The sequence below is a fragment of the Roseibium aquae genome, from assembly GCF_008711285.1.
Classification (GTDB): Bacteria; Pseudomonadota; Alphaproteobacteria; order Rhizobiales; family Stappiaceae; genus Roseibium; species Roseibium aquae.
This window is the reverse complement of the sequence record NZ_VXDC01000007.1, coordinates 182,229-199,110: the sequence shown is the minus strand read 5'-3', so window position 1 is coordinate 199,110 and position 16,882 is coordinate 182,229. Positions and strand designations below refer to the sequence as shown.

The window sequence follows — 16,882 nt, the reverse complement described above, 5'->3', positions numbered from 1 at the left end:
CACCGCGCGTGCCATCCTCGAAGCCCGGTTCCTGCCACCGCGAACGGACGGTCCGGTCTCGGCCCCGTGGGACAGGAACGCCCTCAGTGTATGGCGGATTTTGCGAACGGGGATAAGATTTTCCGGCCGGGCGGCGGCAGACGCTGATACCCTGCCCCTGAGCCGCTGCCCTTGGGCTCCTGTCCTTGGGCCCCTGCCCTTGGGCCCCTGCCCCCGCATCTGTTGCCGGACCCTGTCATGCCCCAAAGCCTTGCCCACATCGCCGTTGTCGTGCGCGACTATGACGAAGCCATCGCGTTTTATGTCGAAACGCTGGGTTTCGAGCTGATCGCCGACGAGCACCAGCCAGCGCAGAACAAGCGCTGGGTGCTGGTCAAGCCGAAAGGCGCGGGAACGACGTCCCTTCTGCTCGCACGGGCCTCAACCGACCACCAGAGCCGATATGTCGGCGACCAGGCCGGCGGGCGCGTCTTCCTGTTTCTGCAAACCGACGATTTCTGGCGGGATTTCGAGGCCTATTCGGCCAAGGGTATCCGGTTCGTCCGCCCCCCGCGCACAGAAGCCTATGGCATCGTTGCCGTGTTCGAGGATCTTTACGGCAATCTTTGGGACCTGATCGAGTTCAGCGGCGCTCCCATGTGAGCGCCGCCGACCCGGAACCCGCCCTCAGCCGAACCCGACCAGCGCCTTCTTGCGTTTGCCGACAGCGACGGTCAGCCGGTCGTTGGCTTGAAGATCCCCGCTGGATATCCGCCGGCGCGCATCGTCGACGACAAAGCCATTGAGGCGCACGCCGCCGCCTTCGACAAGGCGCCGCGCCTCGCCATTGGAGTCGGCAAACCCGATGCCGACAAGCAACTCCAGAAGCCCCAGGCCATCGGCCAGGCGCGCCGCGTCAAGCCGGTGCGTGGGCTCGGTGAGTTCGGCGGTGCCCGCGAACAACGCCTCGCCTTTTTCCAGCGCGGCCCGTGCCTGATCGGCACCATGGACGATCCCGGTCACCTGGGTTGCAAGGATCTTCTTGGCCTCATTGAGGTCCGCCCCTTGAAGCGCGGACAGCCGCTCGACCTCGTTGACGGGCAGCTCGGTGAACAGCCGCAGGAACTTGCCAACATCCGCGTCCGCCGTGTTCCGCCAGAACTGCCAGAAGCCGAAGGGCGACAAATGTTCCGGATGAAGCCAGACCGCCCCCGCCGCCGTCTTGCCCATCTTCGATCCGCTCGCGGTGGTCAGCAGCGGCACAGTCAGCCCGAACAGCTTGCGCCCGTCGCCCTTGCGGCCAAGCTCGATGCCATTGACGATGTTGCCCCATTGGTCCGAGCCGCCAACCTGGAGCTCACACCCGTGGCGGCGGGCAAGCTCCAGAAAGTCGACGGCTTGCAGCATCATGTAGCAGAACTCGAGAACCGTGAGGGGCATCTGGCTGTCAAGCCGGGACTTCACGCTTTCGAAGGTCATCATGCGATTGACCGTGAACTGGCTGCCGTAATCGCGCAGGAATTCGAGGAACTTGAACTCGGTCAGCCATTCGGCGTTGTCGACCAGAAGCGCGCCATCCGCGCCGCGCATGTCCAAAAGCCGTTCGACCGAGTGGCGTATGCCGGCGAGATTGGCGTCGATCTGCCGCTGCTCCAGCAAGGGCCGGGCCTCATTGCGGAAACTGGGATCCCCGACCTGCGTGGTTCCCCCACCCAGCACAGCGATCGGCCGATGCCCGAGTTTTTGCAGCCAACGCAAGGTCATGAGCGGCATGAGGTGCCCCACGTGAAGGCTCGCCGCTGTCGCATCGAAGCCGGCGTAGACGGTGACGGCCCCGCTCGCCAGACGGCTGTCCAGACCTTCCAGATCCGTGCACTGGTTGATGAGCCCGCGTTCCAACAGAACCTGAAGGGCTTCCGATTTGAGTTCGGTGGCCGGCTTGGCGGCCTCTAGCATATGGAGTGTCATGTTTTGGTTTCCTGGCCCGGACCTGTCAGGCGCCGGTCCTTCGAAAACCAAAAAGCCGCCTGACGCGGCGGCTTTTGAAGGGATGTTAGTCAGACACGATCCTACGCAGCCGCCGATATGTCGGTGACGTAATAAAAATACGCAAAAGTGGCGGCAACGATCTGTGTCATGGCGCTACCATCCCCAGTGGCCGCCAGATGTCAAGCGGAATCATCGTCCGGGCGCGGCAACGATTGGCGGTCTTCGCGGTCCCATGAAACTCTTTTCTGATCGGCGAACCGGTCTGCGGCCGAATTTATCCGCCTGACGCCCGATTTTCTTTCATATGAACAAAAATCATTTCAGTCCGGTGGATGGCCCCGTGAATTGACCGAAGATGTCGCTGCGGAAAGTAAGTCCAACGGCCAGAGACCGAATTTTCATGTAAACACAATTTTTACGAGTGCTATATATAAAAAATACAAGCCAATCCTCAGTAATTAAAAAGTGTCAAAAAATTTATACAATTCGATGAATGCACAATTCTTTGTATACATTATGACATTCCTTTTCTCCTGCAGATCTAACGGGGTCTTGAGAATGTGCCGCTGTCTGTCCGCCGCCCTTGCGGTTGTTGTCACTCTCGGGCTGTCAGACCCGGACCTGGCGCGCGCCTGCGAACATCCGCACAAGGACACCATCAAGAGCACTGGCGATTATGTCGATGAACTGCTCAAAACAGCCTTGGCCAGGACGGAAGGTCCGGACGCTGCGGAAATACGGGCCGGCGACCCGATCCCGGTTACCCGGAACCGGCTGCTAATCGAGCTGATCGAGGGTAGGCATATCGAATACGCAACCGTCCCGGCAAAGCCGGAATGGGAGAAAAACCTCATCACGGTGCGCATCCCCCTTCGAAAGGGGCTTCAAGGCTACCGGCTGTTCTTCGTCACCGAAGAGAACAAGGACCTGCTCACGGATGTTTCGAGCCTGGCAGACTTGAAGAAAATAACGACCGGCGCCGCTGAACAGTGGTTGACAACGGACCTGCTCGAGACCGCCGGTTTCACAGTCGTCAAGGGCTCGGACAAAGACGGGCTTTTCGAGATGCTTCGCGTCAACCGCTTTGAGACCTTCGGGCGCGGCATCGACGAAATCTTCGTCGAGCACGCGCAACGAAAATCGTCGATCCCCAATCTCGCCATCGATCAGCATATCGCTGTCTATCTGCCGTATCCCACATACGTTTTCGTGACGCCGAAACGGCCCGACCTTGCCAAGCGGTTTGAGACGGGATTGAGGATGATGATCGATGACGGATCGTTCGACGAGATTTTCTGGCGGTATTTCGAAGATGATATCGCGAGGGCGAACCTCGCCGGCCGGAAGATCTTCAAGGTGGACAGACACGCGGACGGCCTTGGCATTCCGCTGGATGACCCGAGGCTTTGGCTTGACCCAAATGACCTGAAAAACCCGGGATGCCGCACAAACAAGGTGCTGGATTAGACCCTGAACACACTGGGAACCTGTACACACTGGGAAACTGAGTTTTGGAAGAAGGGACGGGCGGCAACGGTTTGCCCGATAGCCGCCCGCCGGAAGATCTTGCTTATTCGGCCGCCACTTGCGGCGTGACCTCAGCCGGTTCCGGTTCGCTCCACTTGAGCACCGGCTTGCGGGCCGCCGTGGTTTCGTCCAGACGCCGCCGGGGCGCGAGATACGGCGCGCCGGAAAAACGCTGGGTTTCCCCGCGCGTGGCGCTCATCACCAGATCCCGCATCGTCGCGATGAACAGATCCAGCGAGGCCCGGCTTTCCGATTCGGTCGGCTCGATCAGCATCGCGCCATGCACCACCAGCGGGAAATACATGGTCATCGGGTGATACCCCTCGTCGATCATCGCCTTGGCGAAGTCGAGCGTGGTCACGCCGGTATCCTTCAGGAAGCTGTCGTCGAACAGAACCTCGTGCATGCACGGATTTTCGCCAAAGGGCAGCGTCATCAGATCCTGCAGGCCGACGCGCACGTAGTTGGCATTGAGCACCGCGTCCTCGGAGGCCTGCCTCAACCCGTCGGAGCCATGACTTTGCATATAGGCCAGCGCGCGCACATACATGCCCATCTGACCGTGGAAGGCGGTCATGCGGCCGAACGGCTGCTCGCCGTCCTTGGTAGCCGCGTCCGTTTCCACCAGTTCGAGGCCGTCTTCGGTCTTGCGAATGAAGGGCAGCGGGGCGAAGGGCGCGAGCCGGTCCGACAGGACCACCGGACCGGAACCCGGACCGCCGCCGCCATGGGGCGTGGAAAAGGTCTTGTGCAGGTTGATGTGCATGGCGTCGACGCCAAGATCGCCGGGCCGCGCCTTGCCGACAATGGCGTTGAAATTGGCGCCATCGCAGTAGAAGAAGCCGCCCGCTGCGTGGATCAGATCCGCGATTTCCATGATGTCGCGCTCGAACAGTCCGCAGGTGTTCGGATTGGTCAGCATGATGCCGGCGATGTTGCCCTCGTGCTGCGCGATCGTCGCCGTCAGAGCTGCCAGATCGACGGTGCCGTCGTCCTTGGCATCGATCGCCACGACCTTGTAACCCAGCAGTGCGGCGGTCGCCGGGTTGGTGCCGTGGGCGCTTTCGGGCACCAGCACAATCTCCGGAGACCGGCCGGCCGCCGTATGCGCGGCCTTGATCGCCATCATCCCGCACAACTCGCCATGGGCGCCGGCCTTCGGGCTCATCGCGACGGCCGACGTGCCGGTGGTCACCATCAGCCAGTGGGCCAGTTCATCGATCAGTTCCAGCGCGCCGGGCACGGTCGAGACCGGTTGCAGCGGGTGGATATCGCCGAAGCCGGGAAGACGCGCCATCTTTTCGTTCAGACGCGGATTGTGCTTCATCGTGCAGGAGCCGAGCGGGTAGAGCCCGCTGTCGATCGCGTAATTGTTGCGCGACAAGCGCACGAAGTGGCGCATGGCTTCGGGCTCGGCCAAGCCCGGCAGGCCGATTTCGGCGGTGCGCTCATGTCCGCCCAGCTCGCTCTCGAACGTGTCCGGCTCATCAAGGTCGACGCCCATATTGTCCAGACGGCCGAATTCGAAAATCAACGGCTCTTCCATGTCGAGCGCGCGGTTGCCGGTGAAGGTTTTCGGGCGGAAGCTCTCGCCCGTGTCGCCCGCCGACGTCGGGCGGCCCTGGGTGTTCATGCTCATTAAAACCCTCCTAATCCGTGTGTATCCGCTTGGCTTTGGGAAGCCTCGAGAAGCAGGGAAATCACCTGTCCCACGATCATGTCTTCCGCTCCTGCGGCCCGCTCAAACCGGCCAAGACCGAGGTCCCGGATTTCGCGGCAGATATCGCTGATCTCATTTCGCAACTGGTCCGGAACGCCCGGGTCATCCAGAAAGCGCGACAGCCGGTTGGCGATCCCCGCGAGCTTGGCAGCCCGCGGCTCACCGTCTCTCGAAAGCTCTATCAGAATGTCCCGTGCCTCATGACTGATCACGTCGGCATTCATGTGGGGGACGCTCATGTCAGCACCGCCTTGAGCCCATCGGCCAAGGCCGCGCGGTCCTCATCGGTGTTGACTTCCGTGGACGCCACCACCAGCAGGTTTTTCAACTCAGGCTTGCCCGGTTCCAGCCGGGAGACCGGCACGCCAGCCAGAATGTTCTGCGCGGCCAGCGCTTCGACCACGGCAGCCGCCGGTTTGGGCAACTTCACGGTGAACTCGTTGAAATAGGCCGTGTTCAGCACCTCGACACCCGGCACGCCAGCCAGCGCCCTTTTCAGCTTCACCGCGTTGCCGTGATTGATCCGGGCCAGCTTGGTCAGGCCCTTCTCGCCGAGCAAGGACATGTGGACCGTGAAGGCGAGGCAGCACAGGCCGGAATTCGTGCAGATGTTGGAGGTCGCCTTGTCCCGGCGGATATGCTGCTCGCGGGTGGACAAGGTCAGCACGAAACCGCGCTTGCCTTCCGCATCGACGGTTTCGCCGCACAGGCGGCCCGGCATTTGCCGGACATATTTCTGGCGGGTCGCGAACAGGCCAACATAGGGTCCGCCGAAGTTCAGGCCGTTGCCGATGGATTGGCCTTCGCCCACGACGATGTCGGCGCCTTGCGTTCCCGGCGGCTCGATCAGGCCGAGCGAGACGACCTCTGTGAAGACAGCAATCAGGAGCGCCTTGTGCTGGTGCGCCTTTTCGGCGATCGGCTTCAGGTCGATCAACTGCCCGTAGAAGCTCGGGCATTGCACAACAACACACGAGGTTTCATCGTCGATCTGGGAGAGGATGTCCTCGGTGCCCGACGGGTCGGCCGGCAGGCTGACGACCTTGTCGCCGGCCATGGCCGACAGGCCCTCGACCACTTCGCGGTATTGCGGGTGCAGACCGCCGGACAATACGGCCTTGTTGCGCTTGGTGATCCGGTGGGCCATCAGCACGGCCTCGCCGGTACCGGTCGAGCCGTCATACATGGAGGCGTTGGCCACATCCATCGCCGTCAGGCGGGCAACCTGCGTCTGGAACTCGAACAGGTATTGCAGCGTGCCTTGCGTGATCTCCGGCTGATAAGGCGTGTAGGAGGTCAGGAACTCGGACCGCTGGATCAGGTGATCCACCGTGGCGGGCACATGGTGCTTGTAGGCGCCCGCCCCGACAAAAAACGGCACGGAGCCGGCCGGTGTGTTCTTGGCGGCCATGGCGGACAATTGCCGTTCGACCTGCATTTCGCTGGCCCGGCGCGGCAGGTCCAACAGGTCCTTCAATCGCGCCTTTTCGGGAATGTCGGCGAAAAGGTCGTCAATGTGGTCAACGCCGACCCTGGCCAGCATGTCCTGACGGTCGGTGTCATTGAGAGGTAAGTAGCGCATTTGTCTCAAGTCCTTTTTAGATCACTGCGCATGGCATTTAAGAGGGGAGAGAAAACAATCGGCCACTCCGGATGTACTTGTTGATCAACCGGATTTGTCTCGAGGTATTTGGTTAGTAGGCCGTCAATTTCCTCCGAACAGACCAAAAGGCAACGATTGATCCAATGACCCCCAGTAATTGAGTTTTCTTGGTTCGGGGTTGTTTCTGATTTGGAGATCGCGTTCAGAAAGCCTAAGTAGGCTTCTCTTTTTGCTTTGTACTCGCCCTCACGATTGTACTTTTTGTTCGCAAGCCAATGTTGAACCAGCGACTGGGCAATGGCACCAATTCCAATTCCGCCTGGGACAGCAGTCAACGTTGTCTCCAACATCAGAATTCAGATCCTCGTCTAGAGCTCATTTACCTCATCCTGAGGAGGCGCTACGCGCCGTCTCGAAGGATGGGCGGCAAGCTCGGATACGGACGGCCCATCCTTCGAGACGGGCCATGGGCCCTCCTCAGGATGAGGGTTCCGGTCCCACTCAATCGCATCATGGCCCAAGTGTGGCCGGACAGTTCATGGCGCGATCAGGCGAACCGGTTTCGGCTCGACCGTGATCTCGCTGGTTACGGAATTGGCAATGAAGCAACGGGCATGCGCGTCTTCATGCAAACGTGTCAATTCAGCCGGATCCGGCTCCGTCTCACCGCGCACTGCGATGTCTGGCCGCAATATCACGCGGGTGATAGCCATTTTGCCCGGGCCGATCCGCTCCATCACGGCTTCGGCCGCATCGTCGTAGCGCGCGACATTCAGCCCCTGGCGGCGGGCCAGATCCAGAAACCATAACATATGGCAGGACGAGATGGCGGCAACGAAGGCCTCCTCTGGGTCGACGGCGGCCTCGACAGAGCGAGGCAGCGGAACGACCGTCGGCGAGGCCGAAGCCGGCACCTCGATGCCACCGTCAAACGCCCAAACATGTCCCCGCGAATAGGCATTTCCGGCGAAATCGCCGTCGCATTCCCAGGACACATGCGCCGTGTAACGGTGGGTCGCCATGGGTCAGAGGGTCTCCACGTAAGCCTTGTAGGCGTCGGCATCCATCAGCTCCTTCAGCTGATCCGCGTTGCCGACCTTCATCTTCAAGAACCAGGCCGCGCCCTCCGGATCCTCGTTGACCTTGGCCGGTTCATCCACCAGCGAGTCGTTGGTTTCCAGCACCTCGCCATCGATCGGCGCATAGACCTCGCTGGCCGCCTTCACCGATTCCACAACGGCGGCTTCATCGCCCTGGGACACGGTCTTTCCGATTTCGGGCAGCTCGACATAAACCACATCGCCGAGCTGCTCCTGAGCATAGGCCGTGATGCCGACGGTGGCGGTGTCGCCCTCAACGGAAATCCACTCGTGATCTTTTGAATAGTAAGTCGTCATGGTGCAGGTCTCTTCTGGAAGGAAAATCAGGGTTGTTGTTTGCGATGGTAGCGGTGCGGAACGAAGGGCATTTCGGTCACTTCCGCCGGCAGTTCCCGTCCGCGCACGATGAGGTTGACCTCTGTCCCGGCGCCGGCGTGCCCGGAGGCGACGAAGCCCATGGCAATCGGCGCGCCGAGGGTCGGGGCAAAACCGCCGGAGGTCACGGTTCCAATCGGCGTGCCATCGAGGGCCTGGATCCCGGCGCCTTCGCGGGCCGGGGCCCGGCCCTCAAGCTTCAGGCCGACCCGTACCCGTGACGGGCCCTCGGCCAGTTCGTTCTGGATGCGCACCGCGCCGGGGAAACCGCCGTTCTCGCGCCGCCGCTTTTGCATGGCGAACGTGATGGCCCCTTCAACAGGGGAGGTGCCTTCGTCGAGATCGTGCCCGTAAAGGCAAAGGCCAGCTTCCAGGCGCAGCGAATCGCGCGCGCCCAGGCCAATCGGCTTCACCCGCTCATCGGCCAGCAATGCACGGGCAATGGCTTCCGCGGCGCCGGCCGGAACGGACATTTCAACGCCATCCTCGCCCGTGTAGCCGGACCGGGAGATGTGACAGTCAATCCCGTCGAACTCCATCGCGGCGGCTTCCATGAAGCCCAGATCGGCGGCTTGCGGCGCGTGCGCCGCGACAACGGCCACGGCTTGCGGTCCCTGCACGGCGATCAGCGCGCGGTCCTCGACAATTTCCAATCCGACATTCTCGGGAAGGCGTTCGCGCAAATGGGCATAGTCGATGATTTTCCGTGCGGCATTCACCACCAGCATCAACCGGCCGTCCTCTTCAGCCGAGAGCGGCCGGGACACCATCAGGTCGTCAATGATACCGCCCTGCTCGTTCAAAAAAACCGTGTAGCGCTGCTTGCCGGGCTTCAGCTCGACAAAATTCGAGGGGGTGAGGGCTTCCAGCGCGCGGGCGGTGGTCTCGTGATCCGGGCCGGTCAAAAACGCCTGGCCCATATGGGAGACATCGAACAGACCGGCGGCCTCACGGGTGTGCAGATGCTCGCTCATGATCCCGGACGGATACTGAACCGGCATGGAATAGCCTGCGAAAGGCACCATCTTGGCGCCCAGTTCGACATGCAGGTCGTGCAAGGGGGTTGGTAGCAGCTCGGCAGTCAGATCCGACTCGGCCATATGATGGTCCTCGGGCTTCGGGTTGCGCGCAATGCCGGGTCCGTACCGGCATTCGCCCCCTCTGTCCCAGGACCTGAGAGATTTCCCGGCAGACACGAATCTACCGGTTACTCCTTCGGTGAGCCGCCTTGCCAAGTCCGGGCAAAGAACTGCTTTCCAGAGCGTTGCCGACGGGCGGTCCTTCTGCCTGAGAGTTTCCGGGGCGGTTGCTCCTTCGGCGCCGGTATCGTTTCATCCGGCCTCTCCCGCAACGTCGTTTTCGCAGGCGTTTAACCGCCTGCAGGCTCGTCCGCTACGACCCGGGCGAGCGATGGCACTGTGTGCTGACGACATGATTTTGTCAATAACCGACAAACGGCGACGTGCTGCCGTTTGTCGCTGGACGGCGCTACCGGCGGCGGCGGGGGCCCTCGTCAAAGCCGAACCGGATGTCCGCCGCAACGTTCCGGGGGACAATGAACTTGTCCTCGATCAGTGCCCAGGTCTCGGACGGCGCCCCTTCGCCAATGGTAACTGGGATGTTGAACATCTCGGAATAATAGGGCTTCTCACCTTCGGTTTCCGACAGGACAGCCACCCGAATCGGGACGATCACCTCACCGCCCTTCCAGGCCGGACCCGGCGTCACGCCCCCGGAAACGCCGACCTTGATCCTGGTATCGGATGCGCCCTCGCCCGTGCAGGATCTCGCCCAATCCTGGATGGTCAGCTGATAGAGCAGCGCCGACGGATCGTTCTCCTTGCCGCGCTGGTACTCCCGGATGAAGGTCGTATTGCCTTGCATCCGGATGGGCGGACAGTAAACCTGCGCGGCAAACGCGCTGGCGTCCACCTGGATCGGACCCTGACCACTTGTGGTGAACCGATTGATCGCCTCGGAACTGCCGCCGCAGCCCGCAAGAAGCGTTATCCCCGCCAAAGCGCACAGGCGAGGTCCAAGTCCATTTCGTTTCCACCGCTTGACACCGGTTTTCATGGCACATCCAAGTCGTCTTTGTTACCGTTTTCGGTGTTCTTAACAGGTGGCGGAAAGCTTGGCGAGGCTTCACGGGCCGTCGGGGCAAAGGAAACCGCACTTGCCCTTGACTCTCGACCATGTTCCCCTGTTATTGCGCCGAAGAAATGCCAAGGGCCATGATGACTGCACACACACTCCCAAAACCGCCCCTGACCATCAAGCTGTGCGCCCCGCGCGGCTTTTGCGCAGGCGTCGACCGTGCCATCCAGATCGTTGAGCTTGCCCTCGAAAAATACGGGCGCCCGGTCTATGTCCGGCATGAGATCGTCCATAACAGGTATGTGGTGGATGGGCTGCGCGCGAAAGGCGCAGTGTTTGTCGAGGAACTCGACGAGATCCCGGCCGAGCATGCGGAGCGCCCCGTGATCTTCTCCGCCCACGGCGTTCCCAAGTCGGTTCCCGCCGATGCCCAGACCCGGAACATGTTCTACTTGGACGCCACCTGCCCGCTCGTCTCGAAGGTGCATAAGGAAGCCGAGATCCATCACCGCCGGGACCGGGAAATCCTGCTGATCGGTCACAAGGGCCATCCCGAGGTGATCGGCACGATGGGGCAACTGCCCGAGGGCACCGTCACCCTGATCGAGACCGAACAGGATGCCTGGGAATTCGAGCCCAAATCCGCCCGCCAACTGGCCTTCATCACACAGACGACACTGTCGGTGGACGACACCGCCGGCATCGTAAACGTCCTGCGGGAGCGGTTTCCGGACATCGTCGCCCCGCACAAGGAAGACATCTGCTACGCGACCACAAACCGCCAGGAAGCCGTCAAGGCCGTTGCTCCGCTGGTCGAGGCGATGATCGTTGTCGGTGCGCCGAATTCGTCAAACTCCCAGCGTCTGCGCGAAGTCGCGGAGCGCGAGGGTTGCCGGGTGTCCGCCCTGGTGCAACGCGCCGCCGATATCGATTGGGACGCGTTCGATGGGATCTCCTCGCTGGGCCTGACTGCCGGAGCCTCGGCGCCCGAAGCCTTGGTCGAAGAGATTATCGGCGCCTTCGCGGAGCGGTACGCGGTCACGGTCGACACGGTCCGCACGGCCGACGAAACCGTGGTCTTCAACCTTCCCCGCGAATTGCGGCAAACCGGGCACCCATCGACCCAGGCAGCCGGATAGTCGGACATGGCAGTTTACACAGACGTTGCCGATGAAGAGCTTTCCGCCTTCATCGATCAGTATCAAATTGGCCGACTGCTCTCCTTCAAAGGGATTGCCGAGGGCGTCGAGAACTCCAATTTCCTGGTGCACACCCAGACCGGCCACTTCATTCTGACGCTCTACGAGAAGCGGGTGGACCCGGCGGATCTGCCGTTTTTCCTCCATTTGCTCAATCATCTGGCCTCAAAGGACATCTCCTGCCCGGTGCCGGTTCCCGACAAGACCGGCACCCTTCTGGGAACGTTGGCGGAACGTCCGGCGGCGCTGGTAACCTTCCTCGATGGCATGTGGGTCAAGCGGCCCAAACCCGTTCATTGCGAGCAGCTTGGCCAGACGATGGCCCGGATGCATCTGGCCGCCGCCGATTTCGACATGCGGCGGGCCAACGCCTTGGACCTGGCGGGCTGGCGCCCGCTGTTTGAAAAATGCGCGGACCGGGCGGACGAAGTGCACCCGGGCCTCTCCGATCTCGTGGTGCGCGAACTGGATCACCTCGAAGCCGCCTGGCCGGACGACCTGCCGCGCGGCATCATTCACGCCGACCTTTTTCCCGACAATGTGTTCTTCCTGGGGGAAGAGCTGTCGGGATTGATCGATTTCTATTTCGCCTGCTCCGATCAGTTGGCCTACGATATCGCCATCTGCTTGAATGCGTGGTGTTTCGAGACGGATCTGTCGTTCAACATCACCAAAGCGCGCGCCCTCTTGAACGGGTACGGAAAGGTGCGGTCGTTGAGCCGCCGCGAATATGACAGCTTGCCGACGCTTGCCCGCGGCGCGGCCCTGCGTTTCCTGCTCACCCGCCTTTACGACTGGCTGAGCGTTCCCGAGGGCGCGCTTGTCACCCCGAAGGACCCGATGGAATACGTCAAGAAGCTGCGGTTTCATCAGACCGTCGGAACCGCCAGTGCCTACGGACTGTCCCCATGAGCGAGGCAACGCGCGTTGTGGTCTTCACCGATGGTGCGTGCTCCGGCAACCCCGGTCCCGGCGGCTGGGGCGTGATCATGCGCTTCGGAGAGCATGAGAAGGTGATGAACGGCGGCGCGGCGAACACCACCAACAACCGGATGGAACTGACGGCCGCAATCGAGGCGCTCAACGCGCTGAAACGCCCGTGTCCGGTCGACCTTTATACGGACAGCACCTATGTGCGCAGCGGCATCACCGACTGGATGGGCGGCTGGAAGGCCCGGGGATGGCGCACGGCGGACAAGAAACCGGTGAAGAACGCCGATCTTTGGCAGGCCCTCGATGAAGCGCGCAGCCGCCACGACGTCACCTGGCACTGGGTGAAGGGTCATGCGGGTCATCCCGACAACGAGCGGGCGGATGAACTGGCCCGTCAGGGCATGGCCCCGTTCAAGGGCCAGAGCACATCCGGGGATGTGTGATGAAAGCCGAATGGTCCAACCCGACCGGCACCGAACGGTCCGCGGCGGAAAGCGGCATGAAGCGGAACCGGCAGCGGATCCTGGTCCTGGCCAACCCGACAGCCGGCGGTTACCGGCCCAAGGTTCTTGAGGCGGTCCGGGAGAACCTGTCCCGGCTGGATGTCGATGCCGAATTCCGGCTGACAAGTCATGCCGGAGAGATCGGCGAGGTCTGCTCCGACCCGGATCTCGATGTGGATGTGCTTGTGATCGCGGGCGGCGACGGGTCCGTGAACGAGGCGATGACGGGGCTTCAGGACCATCCCAAGCCCCCCGCGCTTTGTCTTGTTCCCTTCGGCACCGCCAACGTCCTGGCGCATGAACTCAAACTGCCGGCAGATCCCGGCGCGATCAGCGATACGCTGAGCAAAGGCAAGACCCGGCCGCTCCATGCCGGTCTGGCCAATGGGCGGCCATTCGTCTTGATGGCGTCAGCCGGCTTCGATGCGGAGGTCGTTCATGCCTTGCCGCTCGCGCTCAAACGCCGCTTCGGCAAGCTGGCCTATGTGCTCTCCGCGATCAGAATCGGCTTTCGCCGGAAAACCACCGATCTGCAGGTCCACACGAACGGGCGGTCCTACAACGCCAAGATGGTGATCGCCACCAACGGCAAATACTATGGCGGTCCCTTCTGCCTGACCCGAGAGGAATCGGTCTGCCGGCCGGGGCTTCACCTGATCCTGTTGAAACACGACAGCCCGTGGTCGATGCTGCGGTTCTCCCTCGCCCTCGTTCGCGGGCGTTTGAACAAGGAGCCGGGCGCCCTTTTGATGCCGATCACCCGGGCAACGATTACATCGGTCTCTCCCGTCGCCCTTCAGATCGACGGCGATCCCTATGGCACCACGCCAGTCGAGATCGAAGCCGCCCCGGCCTGCCTGCAGATCGTGGTGCCCTGAAAACAGCCGCCGCTGACAACCCATAAGCGGGGTGGTCCGGTGCCGGCTGCTTTGGCAGCGTTCAGGAGGCCGCCGCCTCGACGGGGACCTGCCTCAGCACTTTCGTGGCCTCGTCCGCCGACATGGCATGGCCGAAGAAGTAGCCCTGGGCAAATTCGCACCCGAGCTGATACAGTTCCAGCGCATCCGCCTCATTCTCCGCGCCCTCCGCCACGATGGACATCCCAAGATCCTTGCCCATGGCCACGATGGTCCGCAACAGGATCGGCCGGGCCGACTGGCCATTCGGCTTCACGAAGGACTGGTCGATCTTGATCGTGTCAAACGGGAACCTCTGGAGATAGGACAGCGAGGAATGGCCGGTCCCGAAGTCATCCAGGGACAATCCGGCGCCAAGACCGCGAAGGCGCTCCAGCACCTTTGACGAGTATTCGGGATTGGACATCACAACCGACTCGGTCAATTCCAGCTTCAACGTTCCAGGCGCGAGCGACGAGCGGGAGAGGACGGCCTTCACGTCGTTGATCAGGTCGTGCTTGAGCAATTGCCGCGATGAAAGGTTCACCGAAACGAACAGGGGAATGGTGCGCGGCAGTTCCTTTTGCCAGAACGCCAGTTGCTGCGCCGCCTTTTCCAGCATGTAGGTGCCCAGTTCGTTGATCAATCCGGACTGCTCGGCAATCGGAATGAATTCGCTGGGCGCGATCTTCCCGCGCTTGGGATGCTGCCAGCGCGCCAGCACCTCGAAGCCGGCAATCGTCTGGTCCTCGAGACGGACGATCGGCTGGAAGAAAACGCCGAGGCTCTCCTTCTTGATCGCCTCGCGCAGGTCGCTTTCCAGATCGATCACGTTCTTGCCCAACGGGCGCAGGATCGGCCGGAAAACCTCCTGGCGGTCGCCGCCCAGGCGCTTGGCGTGGTTGAGCGCGATCTCCGCGTTGGTCACGAGATCCTCGACCGCCTGCTTCCCGCCCTCGTAAAGCGCAATACCGGCAGAACAGGTCAGAAAGATCTCGCGCTCTCCGAATGTGATCGGCGACCGGACCGCCTTGCGCAGGCTGTCCACCAAGGCGACGATCCGGTCCGGCTCGCGCTCCGACAGGATGAGGATGCCGTACTGGTCGCCATTGATGCGCGCCAGGGCGTCCTGCTGGCCGATCAGGCGGCCCAAGCGGCGGGCCACCGTCAGCAGGATGCTGTCGCCGGCCGACAGGCCGATGCTGTCATTGACCTGTTTGAAGCGGTCGACATTCAGCATCACCACGGTCGGCTTGGCGCCGCTTTCATCCGCCCGCGCCTGCGCAACCGCCGAGCGCAGGCGGTCCATGAACAATTCCCGGTTCGCAAGGCCGGTGAGATTGTCGTGGACGGCGTCATGAAGAAGGCGCTCTTCCGCCATCCGTTCCTCGGTCACGTCCAGCAAGGTCCCAACGCACCGGATCACCTCACCGTCGGCTCCCACGATAGGCCGGGCTCTGAGCCTGAACCACCGGAAGTGACCGTCTTCCGACCGCAGCCGGAATGTCTGGACAATCTTGCCGCGCCGCTGATCGATCACCGCGTCCAACGTGGCCCGGAACCTGTCCCTGTCCTGCGGGTGAAGGATTTCCAGCCAATCCCGGGCCGGACCTTCCAGGGTTCCGCGCCTGAGGTTCAACAACTCCTCGACCTCATTGCCCGTATAGATCCGGTCACGGTCGATATCCCAGTCCCAAATAATATCGCCGGCCCCTGTCAGGGCGAGCGCCCGGCGCTCCACATCCGAGATCAGGCCCTGCGCGATGGCACCGCCGGCGAAGGCGTGCTGCATGACCGTGAACCCAATGAGCAGAACGATAAGCACCAGACCGCCGCCGAGCGCGGGTTGAACGATGTCGTTGTCCAGCGCGCCCGTGATCGTCATGCCGGCCCCGACAAGCCAGGCAATGAGCAGGAACCAGGTCGGAATCAGCAGGATCGCCCGGTCGTAGCCCTGGAACGCCAGGACCAGGATGGTCACGAAGCCAAGCATGCCGATGATGCCGAGGGACAGCCGGGCGATGCCGGCGGCGATAGACGGATCCCAAACCGCGACACCGACCAATCCCAGAAGCAGCACCAGGGTCGTCAGCGCCAGATGGGAGTAGTGGATGTTCCAGCGGTTGAGATTGAGATAGGCATAGAGAAAGATGATCAGACTGGCGGCCAGCAGAACTTCGGCACCGGCGCGGTACAGCTGATCTTCTCCCTGTTCCAGATTGAACACGAGGCTCCAGAAGCCGAAATCAATACACAGATAGGCCAGAACCGCCCAGGCCAGCGCGGCGGTTGCCGGGAACATGACCGTTCCCTTGACGACGAACAAAATCGTCAGGAAAAGGGCCAGCAAGCCCGAAATGCCGAGAATGATGCCCCGGTACAGGGAGTAACCGTTGACGGTCTCCTTATACACGTCCGGTTTCCACAACCGCAGTTGCGGCAGCTCGGCGGTGGTCAATTCCGCAACGAATGTCACGACCGCGCCGGGGTCGAGCGTGATCAGGAAGACATCGGCCTCCAGGCTTTTTTCCCGAACGGGAGCAATGCCCTGGCTTGGCGTGATGGCACGGATACGGGAGGACCCGAGGTCCGGCCAGAACAGTTTCGATTCAACGAGCTGGAAGTAGGGAGCCACCAACAGGCGGTCGATCTGCTCGTCACCCGTGTTCGCCAAGGCAAACACGGCCCAGCTACGGCTGCTGCCGTCGCGCGAGGGCACTTCGATGCGGCGCACGATCCCGTCCGCCCCCGGAGCCGTGGAGACCCGCAGAAGCGGTCCGGCATCTTCGTGAATATCCACGGACTCCGTCAGATCAACAGCGTCGATATCAGCGGGAACCGGGATCGGCTCGAGGGCATTCGCAGGATCGGAATAGCTCAGCGCGCAGGTAAAAAAAGCCAGGCAAACGAATGCGGTGGCCCCGATTTTATTCAACTTTGACCAAACTCTCGACATGGGGC

General features: G+C 61.9%; 16 protein-coding genes and 1 riboswitch. Of the genes, 6 read left to right on the top strand and 10 right to left on the bottom strand.

Going from position 1 to position 16,882, the window contains the following annotated elements:
• Positions 1-237: 237 nt before the first annotated feature.
• Complete coding sequence (locus tag F0184_RS12900) at positions 238-642, top strand: VOC family protein (RefSeq protein ID WP_150496596.1); 405 nt, start codon at positions 238-240, stop codon at positions 640-642.
• A gap of 24 nt (positions 643-666) precedes the next feature.
• Here the strand turns inward: F0184_RS12900 and tyrS are convergent, their stop codons facing one another.
• A complete protein-coding gene (tyrS, locus tag F0184_RS12895; RefSeq protein WP_150496595.1) occupies positions 667-1,947 on the bottom strand; it encodes a tyrosine--tRNA ligase in 1,281 nt (426 codons plus the stop codon).
• A gap of 579 nt (positions 1,948-2,526) precedes the next feature.
• Between tyrS and F0184_RS12890 the strand changes: the two genes are divergently transcribed.
• Positions 2,527-3,435 (top strand): type 2 periplasmic-binding domain-containing protein, encoded by a 909-nt coding sequence (locus tag F0184_RS12890; RefSeq protein ID WP_172972102.1) that lies wholly within the window; start codon positions 2,527-2,529, stop codon positions 3,433-3,435.
• Positions 3,436-3,538: 103 nt separating this feature from the next.
• Here F0184_RS12890 and gcvPB read toward each other — a convergent pair whose 3' ends face one another.
• The 8 genes from gcvPB to F0184_RS12850 form a co-directional block, all read right to left on the bottom strand.
• Complete coding sequence (gene gcvPB / locus F0184_RS12885) at positions 3,539-5,134, bottom strand: aminomethyl-transferring glycine dehydrogenase subunit GcvPB (RefSeq protein ID WP_150496593.1); 1,596 nt, start codon at positions 5,132-5,134, stop codon at positions 3,539-3,541.
• Positions 5,134-5,454, bottom strand: coding sequence for a hypothetical protein (locus F0184_RS12880; RefSeq protein ID WP_150496592.1), 321 nt, complete (start codon positions 5,452-5,454; stop codon positions 5,134-5,136). The genes gcvPB and F0184_RS12880 overlap by 1 nt, the downstream gene beginning before the upstream one ends.
• The gene (gcvPA, locus tag F0184_RS12875) at positions 5,451-6,797 is read right to left on the bottom strand and encodes an aminomethyl-transferring glycine dehydrogenase subunit GcvPA (RefSeq protein ID WP_150496591.1); all 1,347 of its coding nucleotides are present in this window, start codon (positions 6,795-6,797) and stop codon (positions 5,451-5,453) included. The genes F0184_RS12880 and gcvPA overlap by 4 nt, the downstream gene beginning before the upstream one ends.
• 5 nt (positions 6,798-6,802) lie before the next feature.
• Positions 6,803-7,168 (bottom strand): hypothetical protein, encoded by a 366-nt coding sequence (locus tag F0184_RS12870; protein ID WP_150496590.1) that lies wholly within the window; start codon positions 7,166-7,168, stop codon positions 6,803-6,805.
• Positions 7,169-7,354: 186 nt separating this feature from the next.
• Positions 7,355-7,840 carry an OsmC family protein gene (locus F0184_RS12865; RefSeq protein WP_150496589.1) on the bottom strand — a complete coding sequence of 162 codons (486 nt, stop codon included), beginning with the start codon at positions 7,838-7,840 and terminating at the stop codon, positions 7,355-7,357.
• A gap of 3 nt (positions 7,841-7,843) precedes the next feature.
• Positions 7,844-8,215 (bottom strand): glycine cleavage system protein GcvH, encoded by a 372-nt coding sequence (gcvH, locus tag F0184_RS12860; protein ID WP_150496588.1) that lies wholly within the window; start codon positions 8,213-8,215, stop codon positions 7,844-7,846.
• A 26-nt stretch (positions 8,216-8,241) separates the two neighbouring features.
• The gene (gene gcvT / locus F0184_RS12855) at positions 8,242-9,393 is read right to left on the bottom strand and encodes a glycine cleavage system aminomethyltransferase GcvT (protein ID WP_150496587.1); all 1,152 of its coding nucleotides are present in this window, start codon (positions 9,391-9,393) and stop codon (positions 8,242-8,244) included.
• Positions 9,394-9,558: 165 nt separating this feature from the next.
• Positions 9,559-9,652: riboswitch (glycine riboswitch) on the bottom strand.
• A 129-nt stretch (positions 9,653-9,781) separates the two neighbouring features.
• A complete protein-coding gene (locus F0184_RS12850; RefSeq protein WP_150496586.1) occupies positions 9,782-10,369 on the bottom strand; it encodes a hypothetical protein in 588 nt (195 codons plus the stop codon).
• 158 nt (positions 10,370-10,527) lie between these two features.
• Here F0184_RS12850 and ispH point away from each other — a divergent pair, with 158 nt between their 5' ends.
• The 4 genes from ispH to F0184_RS12830 are packed head-to-tail and all read left to right on the top strand — an operon-like array spanning position 10,528 to position 13,903.
• Positions 10,528-11,529, top strand: a complete 1,002-nt coding sequence (gene ispH, locus F0184_RS12845) for a 4-hydroxy-3-methylbut-2-enyl diphosphate reductase (protein WP_371871129.1) — start codon at positions 10,528-10,530, stop codon at positions 11,527-11,529.
• A 6-nt stretch (positions 11,530-11,535) separates the two neighbouring features.
• Positions 11,536-12,501, top strand: a complete 966-nt coding sequence (locus F0184_RS12840) for a homoserine kinase (RefSeq protein WP_150496585.1) — start codon at positions 11,536-11,538, stop codon at positions 12,499-12,501.
• Positions 12,498-12,965: a ribonuclease HI gene (rnhA, locus tag F0184_RS12835; RefSeq protein ID WP_150496584.1), complete on the top strand. Its 468-nt coding sequence runs from the start codon at positions 12,498-12,500 to the stop codon at positions 12,963-12,965. Before F0184_RS12840 ends, rnhA begins: the two co-directional genes overlap by 4 nt.
• A complete protein-coding gene (locus F0184_RS12830; RefSeq protein ID WP_208998464.1) occupies positions 12,965-13,903 on the top strand; it encodes a diacylglycerol/lipid kinase family protein in 939 nt (312 codons plus the stop codon). The genes rnhA and F0184_RS12830 overlap by 1 nt, the downstream gene beginning before the upstream one ends.
• A 61-nt stretch (positions 13,904-13,964) precedes the next feature.
• Here the strand turns inward: F0184_RS12830 and F0184_RS12825 are convergent, their stop codons facing one another.
• Positions 13,965-16,877 (bottom strand): EAL domain-containing protein, encoded by a 2,913-nt coding sequence (locus F0184_RS12825; RefSeq protein WP_208998463.1) that lies wholly within the window; start codon positions 16,875-16,877, stop codon positions 13,965-13,967.
• Positions 16,878-16,882 lie beyond the last annotated feature (5 nt).